Annotated in this window: 16 protein-coding genes; 15 read left to right on the top strand and 1 reads right to left on the bottom strand. The window is 31.8% G+C overall.

The genetic code is table 11. The features are described 5' to 3' along the window. Nucleotides 1-34 precede the first annotated feature (34 nt). From Q0975_RS20085 to Q0975_RS20050, 8 genes are all read left to right on the top strand, one after another. Nucleotides 35-775, top strand: a complete 741-nt coding sequence (locus tag Q0975_RS20085; protein WP_299439975.1) for a LytTR family DNA-binding domain-containing protein — start codon at nucleotides 35-37, stop codon at nucleotides 773-775. A 144-nt stretch (nucleotides 776-919) separates the two neighbouring features. Continuing rightward, nucleotides 920-3,004: a DUF2306 domain-containing protein gene (locus tag Q0975_RS20080; protein ID WP_299439973.1), complete on the top strand. Its 2,085-nt coding sequence runs from the start codon at nucleotides 920-922 to the stop codon at nucleotides 3,002-3,004. 125 nt (nucleotides 3,005-3,129) lie between these two features. Then, on the top strand, nucleotides 3,130-4,482 hold the full coding sequence (locus Q0975_RS20075; RefSeq protein ID WP_299439971.1) for a hypothetical protein: 1,353 nt from the start codon (nucleotides 3,130-3,132) through the stop codon (nucleotides 4,480-4,482). A 325-nt stretch (nucleotides 4,483-4,807) separates the two neighbouring features. Further along, nucleotides 4,808-5,224, top strand: a complete 417-nt coding sequence (locus Q0975_RS20070; RefSeq protein ID WP_366889244.1) for a DUF1801 domain-containing protein — start codon at nucleotides 4,808-4,810, stop codon at nucleotides 5,222-5,224. Nucleotides 5,225-5,389: 165 nt separating this feature from the next. Further along, nucleotides 5,390-6,208, top strand: a complete 819-nt coding sequence (locus Q0975_RS20065) for a helix-turn-helix transcriptional regulator (RefSeq protein ID WP_299439967.1) — start codon at nucleotides 5,390-5,392, stop codon at nucleotides 6,206-6,208. Nucleotides 6,209-6,277: 69 nt separating this feature from the next. Continuing rightward, a complete protein-coding gene (locus Q0975_RS20060) occupies nucleotides 6,278-7,615 on the top strand; it encodes a DUF6624 domain-containing protein (protein ID WP_299439965.1) in 1,338 nt (445 codons plus the stop codon). Between the two features lie 205 nt (nucleotides 7,616-7,820). After that, nucleotides 7,821-8,615, top strand: a complete 795-nt coding sequence (locus tag Q0975_RS20055) for an AraC family transcriptional regulator (protein ID WP_299439964.1) — start codon at nucleotides 7,821-7,823, stop codon at nucleotides 8,613-8,615. Between the two features lie 72 nt (nucleotides 8,616-8,687). After that, a complete protein-coding gene (locus tag Q0975_RS20050; protein WP_299439962.1) occupies nucleotides 8,688-10,046 on the top strand; it encodes a S41 family peptidase in 1,359 nt (452 codons plus the stop codon). A 54-nt stretch (nucleotides 10,047-10,100) separates the two neighbouring features. Here the strand turns inward: Q0975_RS20050 and Q0975_RS20045 are convergent, their stop codons facing one another. Further along, nucleotides 10,101-12,407, bottom strand: coding sequence for a tetratricopeptide repeat protein (locus Q0975_RS20045; protein ID WP_299439960.1), 2,307 nt, complete (start codon nucleotides 12,405-12,407; stop codon nucleotides 10,101-10,103). Nucleotides 12,408-12,610: 203 nt separating this feature from the next. Between Q0975_RS20045 and Q0975_RS20040 the strand changes: the two genes are divergently transcribed. The 7 genes from Q0975_RS20040 (at nucleotide 12,611) to Q0975_RS20010 (ending at nucleotide 19,275) form a co-directional block, all read left to right on the top strand. Then, the gene (locus tag Q0975_RS20040; RefSeq protein WP_299439958.1) at nucleotides 12,611-13,483 is read left to right on the top strand and encodes a transglutaminase-like domain-containing protein; all 873 of its coding nucleotides are present in this window, start codon (nucleotides 12,611-12,613) and stop codon (nucleotides 13,481-13,483) included. Nucleotides 13,484-13,495: 12 nt separating this feature from the next. Beyond that, the gene (locus Q0975_RS20035; protein ID WP_299439956.1) at nucleotides 13,496-13,897 is read left to right on the top strand and encodes a VOC family protein; all 402 of its coding nucleotides are present in this window, start codon (nucleotides 13,496-13,498) and stop codon (nucleotides 13,895-13,897) included. Then, the gene (locus Q0975_RS20030; RefSeq protein ID WP_299439954.1) at nucleotides 13,894-14,424 is read left to right on the top strand and encodes a hypothetical protein; all 531 of its coding nucleotides are present in this window, start codon (nucleotides 13,894-13,896) and stop codon (nucleotides 14,422-14,424) included. The genes Q0975_RS20035 and Q0975_RS20030 overlap by 4 nt, the downstream gene beginning before the upstream one ends. 44 nt (nucleotides 14,425-14,468) lie before the next feature. Next, nucleotides 14,469-14,996: a hypothetical protein gene (locus tag Q0975_RS20025; protein WP_299439952.1), complete on the top strand. Its 528-nt coding sequence runs from the start codon at nucleotides 14,469-14,471 to the stop codon at nucleotides 14,994-14,996. An 83-nt stretch (nucleotides 14,997-15,079) separates the two neighbouring features. Further along, nucleotides 15,080-15,928, top strand: coding sequence for a methylated-DNA--[protein]-cysteine S-methyltransferase (locus tag Q0975_RS20020; protein WP_299439950.1), 849 nt, complete (start codon nucleotides 15,080-15,082; stop codon nucleotides 15,926-15,928). A gap of 149 nt (nucleotides 15,929-16,077) precedes the next feature. Continuing rightward, the gene (locus Q0975_RS20015) at nucleotides 16,078-17,979 is read left to right on the top strand and encodes an OstA-like protein (protein WP_299439948.1); all 1,902 of its coding nucleotides are present in this window, start codon (nucleotides 16,078-16,080) and stop codon (nucleotides 17,977-17,979) included. Nucleotides 17,980-18,084: 105 nt separating this feature from the next. Further along, nucleotides 18,085-19,275: an aspartate aminotransferase family protein gene (locus tag Q0975_RS20010; protein WP_299439946.1), complete on the top strand. Its 1,191-nt coding sequence runs from the start codon at nucleotides 18,085-18,087 to the stop codon at nucleotides 19,273-19,275. Nucleotides 19,276-19,427 lie beyond the last annotated feature (152 nt).

Raw genomic sequence — 19,427 nt, 5'->3', positions numbered from 1 at the left:
TTTATAATAAAAAACAATTATTTATTTCAATAAAATGAATACCCTAAATCCATCCATCAAGCATCATACAATCATTGGAGGTCTCCTAAGTATTTGGGGATTTTTATTTGGTTTTTTCGCAAGACCATTTGAGCATGGCACCATGGATTTAGAAGTATGGATTTATGTGAGTGTCGGCTTTAGTATACTTATATTCCTGTCATATGCTGTGGTAATTTGGTATCAAAAAATCATCTATCAAAAACTATCAATATGGAACATTACCTTAGAAATCAGCACCTACATTCTGTTTTACTTAGTGTATTCTATTAGTACCTATATATACTACAAAAGTTCATTCGTTAAGGGGATTTATGACTTCTCTGAGTTTCTGATAAAAATCATCTTCAATATCTTTTTGATTATGACTCCATTGCTTTTTGCGGCCAGAAAGTATTCTCTCAAGTTAATTCCTTCAAAAAGCGATGACATTGTTATTAAAGGCGATAACAAACTTGATGTATTAAAAATTAAACAATCAGAACTTATTTGTATTTCTAATTCACAGAATTATGTCGAAATTTTCTTTCTGGAAAAAGATCAGCTTAAAACGAAGTTGATTCGTAGTTCGTTGAAAAAAATCCAATCGGATTTTGATTTTCTAATTCAGACACATCGTTCACATTTAATTAACCCTTCACATTTTAAATCCTGGAAAGATTCAAACACTGTTTCTCTTACTCAAGTAGAAATACCGGTTTCTAAAAATTATAAAAACAGCTTACTATCACTATAATTTTTGTACCTAAAACATACTCTTTCGTACCTAAACCTCTCATTTTAACCTAAAAAAACACGCTTTATACCTTAGTACTTCTGCCCTATCCAAAAAAGTGATCTTTCGTTTTATTTTGCGATATCAATCAAAAAACTAAATCAAATGAAAAAAATCGCCTGGATCCTTTTTGGAGGCTTATGCATCTTTTTTAGCTTCTACCCAGTAATGTACATTATGGCCGACGAACCTGTCGCATTATTACTATCAAAATCCGCAGAACTCTTACAAAGTAATTTCTATACAATCTCCTTTTATGCGCATATCACTTTTGGAGGAATTGCCCTTTTAATTGGATGGCTACAGTTTAGCAAAAAACTAAGAGCAAAATATTTAAACTTTCATAAAATCATTGGCAAAATCTATGTCGCATCTGTTCTTATCAGTGGACCTTTTGGATTCTATATTGCGCTGTTTGCATCTGGTGGACTATCTCCAAAACTTGGTTTCTCTATAGGTGCTGTAATTTGGACAATACTTACTTTCTTTGGATATTCAACTATTAGAGAAGGAAACGTAGAAGCTCATAAAAAATTAATGTTCTATAGTTATGCCGGCACCTTTGGAGCTGTAACCTTAAGACTTTGGTTGCCTATCCTTCTGCTAATCACAGAAAGTTTTACAACAGCATACGGTATTGTGGCATGGTTAAGCTGGTTGCCTAACTTAATGGTAGCATACCTAATAATTCATAAAAGAACCGTACTTATATCAATTTATAAAAAATATAAAGTCAAAAAAATTCTAATTGCTGTTATTACGATTGTGATTATAGCAATTCCGGTTTCTTATGCAAGTCCGCAAACTTGGTTTTATAAAAGCTCATTACAAGACGGTATATCTTTTCAAAAAACAAAATCTTTAAGTAATTCTAGTTTCACTGAAGAAAAACTAAATGAAACAGAAGCCTATATCAAAAATGAATCTCAAACAACTAGTATGGTCATTATTGAACAAGGTAAAATTGTTTATGAATATGGTGACATCTCAGAAATTAGCTATATCGCATCTTGCAGAAAAAGTGTCTTGGCAATATTGTATGGAAAATATGTTACTGATGGAACCATTAAACTAGACCAAACCATAGGTGATATAGGGATTGATGAAGATGATGGATTGTTATCCAAAGAAAAAAAGGCAACAATAAATCATATTATTACTTCTCGATCCGGAGTGTTTCATGTTCCAGCTAATGGTGGATATGATGAAAAGAATATAAAAGAACGAGGAAGTGAAAATCCTGGAGATTATTTTGTGTATAACAACTGGGATTTTAACGTAGCCGGATATATCCTTGAAAAGAAATCAGGAAACACTGTTTATGAAGAATTAGAACAACAATTAGCGATTCCGTTAGAGTTTCAGGATTGGAATATTGAAAACCAAAAGAGAACAGTTAATGAGGATAATTCTCGGTATTCTGCATATCACATGCATCTTTCTACGAGAGATATGGCAAAAATAGGGCAGTTAATGCTTCAAGAGGGGAATTGGAAAGGAAAACAACTAGTATCAAAGGATTGGATCAAAAAAATAACAACCACCATCACTTCTACTGACACCGTTTCTAAAAGATTAGAAAGAGACAAATCAAGTCCAGTTCAGGAATCATATGGATATATGTGGTGGTTGTATGAACGGTTTTATGACAACCCTGATTTCGAAGGAGCTTATACTGCTAGTGGCTATGGTGGGCAATTTATTACAGTAATTCCTAAAAGAAACATTGTTATTGCGCATAAAACTAACATGGATTTACTTACGTATGCTGGGATGTCGGAACGAAGTAAAACACCAAGCTGGCGCTATTGGTGGATGTTAAGAAACCTGATGCTTAACCGAACAAGTATTTCAGAATTAGCAGCAGAAAAATCAACGGATGAAATAATAGAATTCATTAAAACGGAGTACAATAAAGATTCTGAGTACGCCATTTCTGAACGCCTAATTAATGAATACGGACTAGAACTTACCGATAGCACTAAGTACACCGATGCCATAAAGTTCTTCGAATTAAACATGGAACTATACCCGCAAGGATATTATACACATCGAACTCTTGATTACTATGCGGATTGTTTATTGAAACTAGATCGAAAAAAAGAAGCCATTGAAGCATTAGAGGAATCAGTAAAACTAAACCCATGGAATTCAAAAACAAAAAAACTTCTTAATAAATTAAACAATTAATACTAGAATACTCGTATAATTATACGACGTAAATATATATAGTCAAACAAATAAGAATCCATACTTAAAAAAGTACAGGAAATATTACATACGTTAATCAAAAGATTAAAAACATATACTATAAAATGATCAAAAATCAAACCGCCATAAACTTAGTACACCTCACGGTTATAGTAGTACTAGTTATATGTAGTAGTTGTAAAAAACAACAAGCATCAATCAATAGTTCAGAAAAAACCAGACACGAAAAATGGGTTGAAGACATTGATTATTTTGAAGATGAATTTCTTAATAACGCAAAAACATATACAGAGGAATCAGAAGATTCTTGCAAAGCCATTCTAACCGATTTAAAAACAAAGATTGATAAATTATCTGACTTTCAAATTCATCTAGAGTTATCTAAATGTGTCGTTATGGCTAATAATGCACATACGACATTACCTCTTCCTTCAATGGATAAGATACCTGTGAGGTTTCACAGATTTTCTGATGGTATTTACATAGTTAAAACAGACAGTATATCTTCAAAATATTTAGGCTCAAAAGTTTTAAAAATAAATTCCACAGATGTTACGCAAGTTGAAAGAAGTCTTTTTCCTTATCTATCTGGTATTGATAGATGGCAAAAATTTAAAGCTCTTAACTTGATTACTGCCCCAAAAATTTTACACGAAATGGGAATCAGTAATAAAGATTCTTTAACACTAAGTCTGTTAAAAAACAATGACACTTTAGAAGTTAATTTTGGAGCACAAAAGATTAAAAACGACAGATATTGGTTTGAATCTTGGGCTAATTTATATCCTATTTCTACAAATGAGAATAGCTGGAGTTTTATTAAAAAAAATACAGAAACCTTACCCTTGTATTTAAAAAACGCTGAAGAAGGTGTTTTCTATTCCTTCAATGATGATGAAAAAACAGCTTATTTTCATATCAATAGTTTTTGGGATAAATGTCCCGATTTTAAAGGGAAAATTAATGATTTTGCCAACGTTTTAAAAACAAAAACCGATTACAACGTCGTTATTGATTTACGATTCTATACCGGTGGCAATTATGGTTTCGTGACTGATTTAGCAACAAAACCTCCTAAAATTATTAATGAAGATAAAAAGATATACCTTATCACAAGTAACAAAACATACTCCGCAGGGATAGTCACTGCTGCGCGTATAAAACATTATGCAAAAGATAAAATTGTCATTGTTGGGGAAGAAGTTGGCGATAGATTAAAATTTTGGGCAGAAAGTGTTCCTTGTACATTACCTAATTCTGGTATTACAATATATAACTCCCAAGAAGAGCATGATTGGAAAGACAATAGACGTAACATCTTTAGAACTCACTTTCCAAACTTTTTTCATGGAGTTGCTGCAAAAAATTTGAAAATAGATAAAGAAATAAAACTTAGCTTTAAAGATTATATGGATAATAAAGATCCAATAGTAGCGTGGATTATTAATCAAAACTAATAAAGTCTTAAAATCGAAACTTTACGTTAAGAAATTTGCTTCCAACTATAGCTATTCTTATGATTTTAAAGAGGAAGCTTTGGAATAAAATATGAAGTGTGAAACCTAATCTTTAATTTATGTAAACTATGTTCCTTTAACAAACAGTAGAAAAAAATGATAATCAAGTGCAAGTAATTTAAACTTGCGCTTTTTTAATATATTTATACTGTCCGAAAAGTTTGTTTCTTTATAACCAGCTACTTTTCATGCCCCTGCACTGTAATTATCAAACCACACAGCTAATAACAAAATAATTTTAAACAACATGGCCAAGAACAAAACAATGGAAACAGAAGTCGATGTCTTTGATTTTATTAAATCATATGTGGACAATGACCCAAAAAAAATGGACAGTCATAAATTAATTGAATTAATGAGTGAATGGTCTGGTTTTGCCCCTAAAATGTGGGGACCAACTATTATCGGTTTTGGAAGTTATCATTACAAATACACCAGTGGACACGAAGGAGATGCCCCTTTAATAGCTTTTTCACCGCGAAAGGCTCAGTTTTCACTTTATGTATACTCACAAACTGAAAAAAGTAAGCGTCTATTAGAGGGTTTTGGTAAATTCAAAATGGGAAAAGCGTGTATTTACATTAAAAAACTTTCTGATATAGAGATCACAATATTGGAAGAACTATGCATAGAAACAATTGCATATCTCAATGAGCACCACGAATGTGCATGTAGAAATTAAAAACGAGCTCTTAATAACATTATCATCGATTAAGTAAATAGTAAAATTTGAATTAATACATAGGGATAGATTAAGTATCAAAAAAAACGCATTATATAACAAAATATGCTTGTAATTTCGATCATCAAGGTTTGTTATCTTTAACGTTTCGCATAGCTACAAAAAATGAACAGCAATACGCATATAAATGTTTCCCTTAAAAAAGGAGATTATTTGGCTCCAAAATATCAAACCTGTGATTATGGGAACTTGTTAATAGGATTAACCGAATATAATACACCCTTAGAAACAGGAATATGGCATTTTCATGAGAACCCAATGATCAGTTTTGTTTTATATGGAAGTAATATCGAATTTAGAAAAGGAAAAGTTGTAACAAGAAATGCGGGTTCAACGAATTTTTACAACTCACATGAAATACATAAAAATATCTACAAAAGTTTTCCATCTAAACATATTAGTATAGAATTAGAACAAAAATTTCTTAAACAGTATAATTATAAAGAATCGGAAATTGAATATGCTATTCAGCAAAATCAAAACACGCCAATAACGTTTATAAATTTAATGAGTGAATTGGAACATAGTGATTCTCAATCTTCCTCTACAGTTGAAATGTTGTTTCTTGAATTCATGGAAAAATCTTTTAATCTAAAAAACATAAATAAATTTCCATATTGGATGAAAACAGTAGAAGAACTCTTAAATGATCGATGGAATGAAAACATAAGCCTTACAGAATTAGCGCATCTTTGTAATATCCACCCTACAACAATTTCTAAAAACTTCAGGAAATATTTTCAATATACATATGGAGAATATACGAGACGACTTAAAGTAATCGGCTCTCTTAATTATTTGCGTTCTTCCCAATATTCCATTACTGAAATAGCATATTTATGTGGTTTTTCAGATCATAGCCATTTTACTAGAGTCTTTAAATCAATTATAGGATATCTTCCTAAAGATTATAGTAAAGTTTAAAAACGCCAATTTCATTCTATTTTAGTTTATCGACGAATTGTTTCTTTGTATTCAAATATCTTATTCAGTATGTATCAACAAAGAACACAGCAAATATTATTGTACTTAAGTTTTTGTTTAACTATAGTAATCATCGGGTGCACCAATAACAAAAAAAGTGAAATCCAGCAAAAAATTAGTGAAACAAGCGAAAACACTAACAAGAAATGGGTTAATCTCATGATCCAAGGCTTTCAGGAATTTAATCAAAATCGCAGTATAATTGCCGCGGATAAAATATACGAAGCAACGGAATTGATGCCTAAGAAGAACTTAGAAAATTACATATTGGCTGCAATGATCTATACGGCTAACAATAAAAATAAAAAAGCATTACTTTCTATTGAAAGTGCTACAGATAATGGCTTTAAAGATTCTGAATTACTTAATTCTATTCCCGAATTTTCATCTTTACAAAAGGATCTAAAATGGAAAAGTATTTTAGAAAAAATAAAATTGAAAAATGAAGAACATCTAAAATCTATTCAAAACCCTGAAGTTTTAAAAGAGCTAAAAGTAATGTATCGTAAAGATCAAGAGGAGTTACAAAAATATGAAGAAAGTATTAGTACTTTGGATAGCAACGCTACAGCACAAGAATATCGTGATCTATTTAAAAAAGTAGAAAACAGATGGGAGATAAATAGAAGTAAGTTAGATAGTATTGTAAATATCCATGGTTGGCCAGGATATAAACTAGTAGGAGAATACGGAGCTAAACTAGCTTGGGCAATCCCACAACATCACCCTGATGTTTTTTACAAAGAAACTTGTTTATCATTAATTGAACAATCACTTCTAAAGAATGATACAGACCCAAACTATTATGCTGAACTAAATGATAGAATTGCTAGAGAAACTTGGCAAAAACAAACTTATGGCGCAAGCATGAAAGAAACTACTCCTTATCCAATACAAGATCCTGAAAATGTAAACAAAAGACGCTATGAATTAGGGCTTCCAGAGCCTATTGAAGTTCAAGCAATTTACCATGGCATTATATACAATGTACCTTCCAAATTAGAAGCTCAAAAGAAATTACGAAATACATATGAAAATGCTCAGACAGATTATAAAAAGTTTGAACATTTTGTAGGATTAAAAACAATAGATTCTGCTCACATATATTTATCTAAAGCAATTGGAGCTCACGGAGATATAAGCAATGAACAACTTTTTCAGGCTTCTATAAAACTTATTTCATTAAACAATGAAATCTCTTACCAGAAGAGCTTAAGAATTCTAAAAGTTCTTATCTGGAGAAAATGGGATAATCGAAATCAAATAGTCAATAATAAAGAACTTTCCTATTTACATGCGCATAAGGAGTGGAGAACTATTAAAGAACTACTAGAAAAAAGTAAATAATTAGGACTACTATACACCATAAAACATATAAACTATACGTATTTGTATTAAATCATCAAGTCATCATATATTTTTAAACTTTACAGAAAATAGATCTAAGAAAATTCATCATTAAGTTGTTAAAAGAACATCTATTTAGGAAAATAAAAATAGGTTTGAATAGTTTTCTATATTTTAGAGAATTCAAATTAGCAAGATACGCAAGATGATAGTCCTAAATAAAGGAGAATATACCGGAGATATTATATATAGTGCTCAAGTAGAAGGCAGTACTATTACTAATACACTCTATTCAGAAAACAAAAACAATCCTGAGTGGCACTATCATGAGAATCTTCATATTTGTTTTGTTTTTGAAGGAGGAAAGGCAGAAACCAAACATCAAACTATATATAGTAAAAAAGAAGGGAGCCTATTTTTTTATCATTCAGAAGAGCGACATAAATGGATCTCTCCATTACCCGTTTCAAAAAGTGCAAATATAGAAATTGAACGTTCCTTCCTTCTAGAATATGGGCTCACAGAAGAAGATATAAAAAAAGCAATTCTGACCAATGTGAATGCCAAAGCTTTGATCTTAAAAATGCAAAAAGAACTGCTTTATGAAGATCAATATGATTACCTGCATCTTCAGACGTTGTTACTCGAATTAGTTTCATACCAAAAACAAAAAATCAACACCTATCAACCTATGTGGGCAAAACAGCTTAATCAATTACTACATGATAGTTGGAATGAGACAATATCCCTACAAGAAATTGCACTACAAGTTGGAGCTCATCCTGTAACCATCTCAAAAAATTTCAGAAAATACTTTCATTGTAATTTAGGGGAATATCGACGAAAGCTAAAAATCAAAAAAAGTATTGATCTAATCAAAAATACCTCTCTATCCCTTTCTGAAATTGCGTTTTATTGCGGTTTTACTGACCAAAGTCATTTTATTAGAAACTTTAAACAACTTACAGGATTCTTACCTAAAGATTACAGAAGGTTTTAAGAAATAGGCTAATTACATTCTATTTTTGATGCATAAGTACGAGTACTTTTACACCATCAAAAAACAAATTTTATGAACATCAATCCGATAAAAAAAACGATTAAATCTTTACCCTTATTATTTACCACATTAGCAATTCTTCTAACATCAATTAAAGTATCAGCTCAACAAGACAATATAAAACCTGTACATGCAGAAGAACTAAACACTATTGTAGATTCTATTTCGACAATCGTAAAACGGTATTACATAGAACCAGCAATAGCTAAGCAGATTGTAAATCGTATCCATGTCAAAAATAAGAATGGACACTATTCCGGTATAACGAATCCACAAGTATTATCTGATTCACTTAGTGAAGATCTAAGAGCAATTAATGGAGATTTACATATGGATATGATATATAGATCTCCCAGAGAAATCTCCACTAATGATTCTCCATCTATACAAGTAAATAAGACAGGCATCTGGACCAATTATGGGTTAAACGAAATTAAAGTATTAGATGGAAATATAGGATACCTAAAGGTTAAACACTTTACGCGACACCAATATCTAGACAGCATAAAACCAATCATAACAACTGCTATCGAATCCTTAAAACATGCGGATGCACTTATTGTAGATGTCCGAGACAATGGAGGTGGTTTTGAAGAAATGGTTGCCTATTACATCAGTTATTTTTTTGATAGTAAGACTCCAATCCATCTTTCAGATTATCGATGTACATTACACAACCATACATATGGGGTTTCTACCGATCCTAATGTATTAGGAACCAAATTGCCAGATACCAAATTATATGTATTGGTTAATGCTAATACGGGATCCGCTGCAGAATCATTTGCTTATATGCTTAAACATCTGGATAGAGCAACTATCATTGGAGAGACAACCGCCGGAGCTGGTAATGGTGCATCAATTCACAAGATAAATGATCGATTTACAGTACAAGTATCTAGTGAAGAAACCATCAATGCGATAACCAAAACTAGTTTTGAAAAAACCGGAGTTATTCCGCATATATCAGCGACTAGCGTGCAAGCTTTCTCTGTGGGATATAAACTAGCGTTAGAATATGCAAAAGAAAACAACAAAAGAAATATACATCCTTCAAATTACGATCATTTAATTGATTTTATTGCTATTCCAAAAAACAATAGATCTATAGATCAAAAAGTCTATTCTAAATACCTAGGCAGCTATAAAGGAGGAAATATACATATCACTATTACCTTAGAAAATAACATTTTGTATGGGCAAATGAGAGCTAAAGGAGGTAAAATGGAATTAACACTATTAGAAAACCACACCTTTAAAGTAGGCGATATCAAAGAAAGAATTCAATTTGTATTAGACAAAAATGGAGATGTCGTTCAACTTATAGGGATTGATTCTCCAATGGAACTCACAAAAGTTCTAAATAAATAATCAAACAAAAAACCAGTATGCGCAGCGAATAAAGTCGACTAAATCATCTATAATTTATAAAACATTTAATCGTTGCGCTAACTCATTAGCTCTTTGTAATGGAATGAAATTATCGTCGGCATTAGACCAAAACTGCAAAGCTATGTTCAAATATTTTTTAGCAGCATTTGCATCTTCTTTTTCTAGAAGAGCTGCCATTTGATAATAATATATTGCATCATCATCTTTTTGATCAATCGCAGTTTGCAATATTTCTTTAACTTTTTCTATGTTACCTATTTTGTTATATACACTAGCTAAAAAATATTTCTCAAAAAACATTCCTTTAATTCTACCATCATCTTCCTTAAGAATTTTAGAACAAGTATCATAATCTTGAGATTGATATGCTACGATCAAGTCAAAATACTTATTATACCCTTCCCCATATGATTTGTAATGTTCATTGCAGTCTGCAAATTTCTCCTTATCCATTTGGGAATCAAAACCTCTTTGTATTGCACTTGAAGCTGCTTGGCAAGCATATCGAGAAACACTTTCTGGAGAATACTTTGCTATATTTTCTAATAGATCTGGTATTTTTTCTGAGTTCCCAATGGATTGATACATATCAGCTTTTGCTGTAAAAGTGGACGAAATCACTCTGTTTACCGGAGTTCTTCTAACTTCATACTTTTCTACTGTATCTAAAATACTAAGTGCTTTTTCTATTTGACCAGACATACGTAAAAAGTGCATCTTTAAGGAAAAAAATCTCAGGCTATCCGTAAGTGTAGTTGCTTGTTCTATACCTTGTTCTACTCTTTCTGTTGCTTTAACAATATCCAAATCTCGGTAATCCAAATAAGCAAGTCGTCTCTGTATATCTGTATTAAGAGGGTCTATTGTTTCTTCCTCTAGTAATATTTCTCTAGCTTCTTTTAACTTACCCTGACGTTCATAGATTGTTGCATACTTTACTTTGTCCTGATCTCTATCAGGAAATTCTTTAATAAATCTATCTAAAGTTTTTACAGCTTCATCATATTCTTCATTCTCCAATTGTAAACTGTACATGGTTAGCAATCCTTTTTCTAAGTTACCATGGGCTATAGCTTCCTGAATCAATTCCTTTGCGCGATCAATACCATATTTTGATTTATATAAGGAAAGTAACCGGTTATAAGGCAAGAAATCATATGGATACATTTTTCTATGTAATTCTTGAAGTTTTAAATAAGCATCCATATTATTAGTAATCGCGTACAGTATTCCTTTTGCTCCGAACTGCATTCGTTCCGGTAATGATGCCGCATATTTAATAGATTTTTTTATATAGAGAATAGCTTCATCTCTATTACCCAATCCATATAAAACATCTCCCACATAATAATGACACTGCGAACAAGTTGGATCCAATTCAACAGCTTTCTTTGTTATGCTCAATACTTCATTCAGTCCTGCGGGATTTTTGTAATATGCTATTCGAGATAAGGTAAAGTTCTTAAGAGCTTCTTGATCACTAGTAATTAAAGTTGAAGCTGGAAGACTAATTTCGTTTTCCGCATCCTTTAGTGCATTTGGTATATCAGCTAAAATTTGTTCTTTGATCTTATCAATAGCAGCATAAGGATCTTCATCTTCAGCTTTTATATTAATAATACTTTTAGCATCTTTAGTATTATAAACATTACCCTTAAATATAAACTTGTTTCCTTCTTTCGTATAAGAAATCCTACTAAAATAATCATTCCGTGATTTTTGAGCTATCTCTCTTTGCATCCCCACATTAGGAACTGTAAAAGAAGTAAGTCCTACAACATCATAAAAACTATTCAAGGAATACGCAGAATAAGCATAAAATTCTGGACGTTGGTCTAAGTTAAATTGCAGTAAATTAGAAAAAGCAACTCCCCACCAATCTTGCTCTGTATCACCTGTTAGATTTTCAAACTGAAAACATGCAATAGTTTTTACTTTATGCAGTGATGGAACTACTGCCCTTACTTCGTTCCCTTCTTCGTCAGTTAGCTCAACAACTTCGCTTTGGGCAATGGCTTCCCCATTAAATAATAAAGCTCCTAATAATAAAGCAATACTTATATTTCCAATGACTAATAATTTTGGCCATTTTAAGGTTCTAGACTTTGATGATGGATTTAGTTGACCACTAAAATATGCTATTATTGCAATAGCCGGTATTAGAGCGAGCCATACCAAGAAATATTTATCTACCCAAAATTCGCTTAAATTATAACGATTTGTAATAAATTCCACAAATTGCAAAAGACCAAAACCCAATGCAAAATAAGTACCTAGATATTGAGGAACCTTTCGTTCCCACAAATCTTTTATTAAAGTTTTTTTAGTTTCTGTAGTCATATGATTTTGCCAAAGTTACAAAGATACATTAGAAAGAAAATTATTCTACTACCATTATGGCTATTTTGTTAAAGCAGCCCGTAATTACATAAAGAATACGGTAATCCCTATATCCGGCAAAAAAATACTAATTAGAAATCAAAATATATTAATACATTGCCAAACACATGTATGCATTCGTTTTATATACTTAGCGATTTACCATGAAAAAACTAAATATCCTTTTGATTACATTCATAATACTAAACTCCTGTGCTAGTAATAAAAATCCGAGTAACAAAATAGTTGCTGTAACGTTTGATACAGTGTCCAAAGATGAATCACTCTGTAATTTAATTTTTCCAAACCCAGAAACCAATCAGAAACTACTAGACTTAAAGAAAGAATACAAGATAGATAACCTGATTAGCAGTGAAAACTCGGATCTACAAAAATCATTGATTTTACTAAATTGGACTAATAGTAGATGGAAACATGATGGAAATAACAGACCAAAAAATGCTGACGCAATAAATATTCTAAAAGAAGCAGAAAAAGGAGAAAAGTTTAGATGTGTAGAGTATGGCATTGTTTTATCTGCAACTTTAAATGCTATCGGTATCCCTACCAGAACATTAGGCATCAAAACCAAGGATGTAGAAACCACGAAATATGGAACAGGTCATGTAGTATCAGAAGCTTATATTCCTGAACTCAAAAAATGGATTTTTATGGATGGGCAAATTAATTGTATCCCTTTCCTGGATGAAGTTCCTCTAAATGCTGTAGAATACAAAAAAGCAATTATTGCAAATAAAGAACGAATCGTATTAAGAAATATACACGGTAACTTTGATAAAAAAGTGGCATTAGCTAAAATCAATTGGGTAGCTAAATATTTATTCTATTTTGATGTTAGCTTCGATTCTTCTGAAAAAAAAACCAGTTGTAATGAAAAGAGCCGTTTAATGTTAGTCCCTATTAATGAAAAGAACCCTACCGTTTTTCAAATCGAAGACAAAATGGATCATTTAATATATACTCATAATATCAAGGATTTTTATAAAAAACCTACAATACTTTATTCGGCCATCTAATAGTACTTATCTATGAATTTATTAAGTCTTAAAACTGTAATAAGAACAAAAGATTATGATGCTTCAAAAAAGTTTTATTGCCAAATCCTTAACTTAGATCTTGTCGAAGAATATAATAGTGAAAATAGAGGATGTATTCTTAGGGTTGGTGATAAGGACACCAATGCTTTTTTAGAAATTTCAGAAATACCTAAAGGCCATTACTATTATCACACCTCCTTCGATGAGTACGTCGAAAATGATAAAATAGATATCCAAATAAAAACAAACGATATAGATCAATGGGCAGAACATCTTAATGAAAAATGGGAAGTCAAAGGTCCGATTGATCGTCCTTGGGGTGCTCAATACCTATATCTAAGAGATCCTGATGGGTTACAAATTATTATATACCAAGAAAAACCAAAACCTTGAAAAACTATATAACAGTAATCTTATTCTGTTTCCTTGCTATTACAACGATACAGGCGCAAGAATCTAAAACAAACTATATCGAAAAAGTAACATCCTTAGATAGTACATTGGAGACCTTATACAGTGTGATTTCTGGTGAAAAAGGAGAAGAAAGAAATTGGGAGTTATTTAAATTTCTATTTAAGCCTGAAGCAAAATTAATACCTTCAGGAAAAAATAGACAAGGAACTTTTGGCGTACGTTATTTATCTCCTGATGAATACATAAAAAGTTCAGGGAAATGGCTCGTGGAGAATGGTTTTTTTGAAAAAGAAATCCATAGAATTACTAATACTTTTGGCAATATCACTCAGGTTTTCAGTACTTATGAATCTTTTAAAAGCAAAACGGATACAAAACCGTTTATGAGAGGTATTAATAGTATTCAACTTCTTAATGATGGAAAAAGATGGTGGGTTATTAATATTTATTGGACTCAGGAAACAGAAGAGAATCCAATTCCAAAAGAATATTTACCAAAGAAATAAGTTACTCTATACATATCTAAGAATAATCCTAACCTTTAGATCTTATGAAAGTATTGATTAAGCGAAAACCTGCTTTGATTACTATACGATTGATAACATTCTTTATCTTATGTGCAATCAATAATGGTTTTTCTCAAAATCCAAAGCACGTTGAGCAAAAAATCAGAGATTCTATAAACAATGAATTTGTTAAAAACTACGGTAACTGTTCTTTTATCAGTAAAAATGGAGTAACGAATTTTAATGGAAAAACTGAATTTTGGAAAATATGTGAATTGCAAAACGAAAACAGAATCATTCAAATAGAATCCCATTCAGAATCTACTTATTTTCAGGAAATTTATTTTGAAAAGAAAGGTAAGCTTCTCTATGCAAAAGAAACTCAAAATTACACTCCTATTAATAGTTTTGAGCAAATACGATGGAACTGCGAATTTTATGTGCAAAACAATAAGGTGATCACTATAATGTCTCACGGACATGGAAAAACCGAAGATGAAGAATGGAATGAAAATATGATTATAGAAATGTATACTAAAAGAATCGCCGAAATAGAAAAAATTCAGCTATAACAACAGACAGAGTGATGTATAACTTACTAGAAAACCGCAATAATCGGATTGATTAAAAAAGGTGTTTTCTATATTTTTGGATTATGGAAAACAACTATCATTTTGAAATTGTACAACAAGCTATTCAGTACATTACCAACAATTACCAAAGGCAACCTAATCTTGATGAAATTGCTGAATCTGTGCATCTTAGTAAGTTCCATTTCCAAAGAATATTTCAGGAATGGGCAGGTGTTAGTCCCAAACAATTTTTACAATTTATTACAACACAACACGCTAAAAAAAGTCTTTCTGAAGGTAGATCTACATTAGAAACTGCCTATAATGTAGGATTATCAGGAAACGGAAGATTACACGATCTTTTTATAAAACTGGAAGCTTGTACTCCAGGAGAATTTCAGAAAAGAGGAAAAGGAATACTAATACGATACGATGTTATATCATCTCCCTTCGGAAATGTATTAATTGCAGAAACCACTATTGGAATTTGCAAGCTAGCATTCATTGAAGAAACATCGAATCCTTTAGTAACATTACAATCAGAATATCCTGAGGCAAACCTAGTTCAGGAATTAGGCAACTATGGTACTCAGGTGATGCATTATTTCAAAAATTGGAAAACCCCTGATGAGCAAATTGTACTGGATTTAAAAGGAACTCCTTTTCAACTAAACGTATGGAAAGCCCTTCTTACGATCCCATCTTCGCAATTGTTAGCATATAATGATATTGCTTCTTTAATTAACAAACCAAATGCGCAAAGAGCTGTTGGAACTGCTATCGGTAAAAACCCTATTGCTTATCTTATTCCCTGTCATCGTGTGATAAAACAAACTGGACATTTGGGTAATTATCGATGGGGAAGCAATAGAAAAACAGCTATTATCGGGTATGAAAACATTAAATTGAGTGATAAACAGACTGCACAATAACAGCTTATAGATTTTACGTGCAAAAATGCAACAAAACCAAATTACTTAAGTATTTATCTATGAACTTATACGTAAGGGATTTTATTTTAAGTAAACCCTCACAATCATTACATACAATTTTCGTTATTTTGCAGACAAATATTAGATACTTGAAAAATACATTTTTCTATATAGTTTTTATCTTATTTTTTTCTACCATCACATTTGCTCAAGAAGGTAAAAAAATTAAGGTTCAATCTGACCGTACGATTAAAAATGAAAAACGATTTCCTGGAGCAACGATTCTGGCCAAAGTAAACAAACAAGTTTATATAGAGCATGAAGGTATTGAGATCTGGTGTGACCAAGCGATTCATTATGGAGAAGATAAGTTTATTAAGGCTCTTGGTAATGTAAAAATGAAACAAGGGGATACGCTAACTATGACCAGTGCCTATGCAGAATACAATGGTAACAGTAAATTTGCTTATGCTAGGGAAAAAGTACTTTTAGAAACTCCATCTAATACATTAACAACCGACACCTTGTTTTTTGATCGTTTACGCCAGCAAGCGTATTATCGTAGCGGAGGAACTGTAAGAGATTCTTCTAATACTCTGACGAGTATAATAGGAAGGTACTTTATGGATAGAAAACAATATTCATTTAATACAAAAGTAAAAATCGTTAATCCAGAAAATACTGTTGACTCTGATCGTTTAGATTATTATACAGATAATGGTCACGCATATCTTTATGGACCATCGACAGTAAAAGGAGAAGAAAGCACATTGTATTGCGAACGTGGTTTTTATGATACTAAAGTAAAAACTGGATATGCCATAAAAAATGCACGAATCGATTATGATAATCGTACAGTTTATGGGGATAGTATATTCTATAATAGTGCTATTCAATTTGCATCAGCAACCAATAACATCAAGGTACTAGATACTGCTAACAATTCGGTTATTACAGGTCATTATGCCGAAGTCTTTAAAGATAAAGATTCTGTATTTATTACTAAAAGAGCATTAGCTGCTACTTTGCAAGAGAAGGATTCTATCTATATTCATAGTGATACGCTAATGGTTACAGGAAAACCAGAACGCAGAATTATGAATGGTTTTTATGATGTTAGGATTTTTAAAAGTAATATGAGCGGTAAAAGTGATTCTATTAATGTAGATCAAACCACGGGATATACTAAGATGGTAGGAAAACCTATAATCTGGGCACAAAGAAATCAGATGACTGGAGATACAATCAAAATTATTTCTAACACAGAGACGGAGAAACTTGATTCTCTTATGGTATATCAAAATGCCTTTTTAGTTCAAGAAGACACACTAAAAGCTGGATATAATCAGGTAAAAGGTCAGACTTTATACGGGCTGTTTAAAGACAATGAAATTTATCAGGTAGATATTGACAAAAATACCGAGACTATCTTTTATCAGAGAGAAAGTGAAGGCGAATTGAAATTGATCGGTATCAACAAAGTATTGTCCAGTTCTATTAAGCTTTTATTGGAGCAACGAGAAATTGTAGATGTATATTACTACCAGAATGTAGATGGAACATTGTATCGAGAAATGGATCTACCAGAAAATGCTAGAGAACTCTCCGGTTTTAAATGGCGCGGAGATGAACAAATAGTTAGTAAAAAGGATCTTTTTAGAGGAGAATCACCTCCTAAATTGACTAAAATAACAGGAATACCGCTACCCATAGAAGATGATGACTTCTTCGATGAAGAAACCATAAAACGTCTCGAAGATAATAAATCTGAAGGCTCACGCATGTTAGAGCAAAAATTAGAAGATGCAGAACTAAAGGAAACAAACGAAGAACTTGATTCTATACCGAAGGTAAAACAAAAAACTAAAGAAAATCTAGAATTAAAACCTAAAAAGAAAAAAGATACAACCTCTAAAAAGAAAACATCTAATAATACTGCCTTTGTAGATCCTGATCTCAATCGCACTGCAAAACAGCGAGATAGTATTACCGTGACAACCCTAAAAAACGAAAAAATCGTGGATAGTATTAAAAAGAAAAAATCACAGTGAAAATAATTTGGTAATTATCCACTACAGCCTTTTAATATATTCTATGATACCGCTTCTTAAATAAACATAGTAAAACTCCAATTTGATTGACTTAACTTTGCTAAAGTGAAAAAGGATTTCTTTACATATCAGGCTCAGACCACACCACATCCTTTAGCTATGGAAATTTCTCATGCAGAAGGAAGTTATATCTTTTCTACTGATAACAAAAAGTATCTTGATTTCGTAGCAGGAGTTTCCGCTTGTAGTCTTGGGCATAAACATCCAAGAGTTGTAAACGCTGTAAAAGAACAACTAGATAAATATCTACATGTAATGGTATATGGAGAATACATCCAAAAACCAGCTGTAGAACTCACAAAACTTTTGGCATCACTCCTACCTGATCCTTTAGAAAAAACATATCTTACTAACTCGGGAACCGAAGCAATCGAAGGTTCACTTAAATTAGCTAGAAGAGTTACTGGAAGAAGTCAAATCATCGCTGCTAAATACGCGTATCATGGCAACACAATGGGATCTATGAGTGTTATGGGATATGAAGAAAGAAAACAAGCTTTCAGACCATTAATTCCGGATGTATCCTTTATAACATTTAACAAAGAAGAAGATCTACAATTCATTACAGAGAAAACAGCTGGTGTAATCCTCGAAACCATACAAGGCGGAGCAGGATTTATTGAACCAAAAAATGATTATTTAAAAAAAGTTAGGAAACGTTGTGACAAAGTAGGTGCTGTACTTATTTTAGATGAAATACAGCCCGGATTTGGACGTACAGGAAAATTATTCGGATTTCAGAATTATGAAATGACTCCCGATATTGTCGTTATGGGTAAAGGAATGGGAGGTGGATTACCCGTTGGCGCTTTTACAGCTTCCTCTAAGATGATGGATCAACTACAAGACAACCCTAAACTTGGTCATATTACTACATTTGGAGGTAATCCGGTAATTGCGGCTGCCTCTTTGGCAACATTACAGGAAATTACCGAAGGTGACTTAATGGCAGCAACTCTAAAAAAAGAAAAACTGTTCAGATCACTACTCGTACATCCATTAATAAAAGAAATCAGAGGTATTGGGTTAATGTTAGCTTTTATAACTCCTTCTGCAGAAATCACAAATGAAATTGTTTTAAGATGTCAAGACAAAGGATTAATCCTTTTTTGGTTACTTTTTGAACCAAAAGCAGTACGTATTACACCTCCTTTGACGATTTCTGAAGAAGAAATCAAAGAAGGATGTCAGATCATTATGGATGTACTACACGAGATTGAAGCTATAAAAACCTGAATAATCATAGTGATTAATTCATCTAAAACCCTTACCTTTAGTAGACTATCTTACCATATCACACATTCAATAGTATTTCACGGCTTATAATATTACAAAATGCTAATCCATTAATTATTAATGGTACACATTTTGTTAATTAGTTTGTTAAA

The organism is uncultured Aquimarina sp., from assembly GCF_947500065.1.
GTDB lineage: Bacteria > Bacteroidota > Bacteroidia > Flavobacteriales > Flavobacteriaceae > Aquimarina.
Note: the sequence above shows the minus strand (reverse complement) of the source record. Positions and strands in the feature narration are given on the sequence as shown.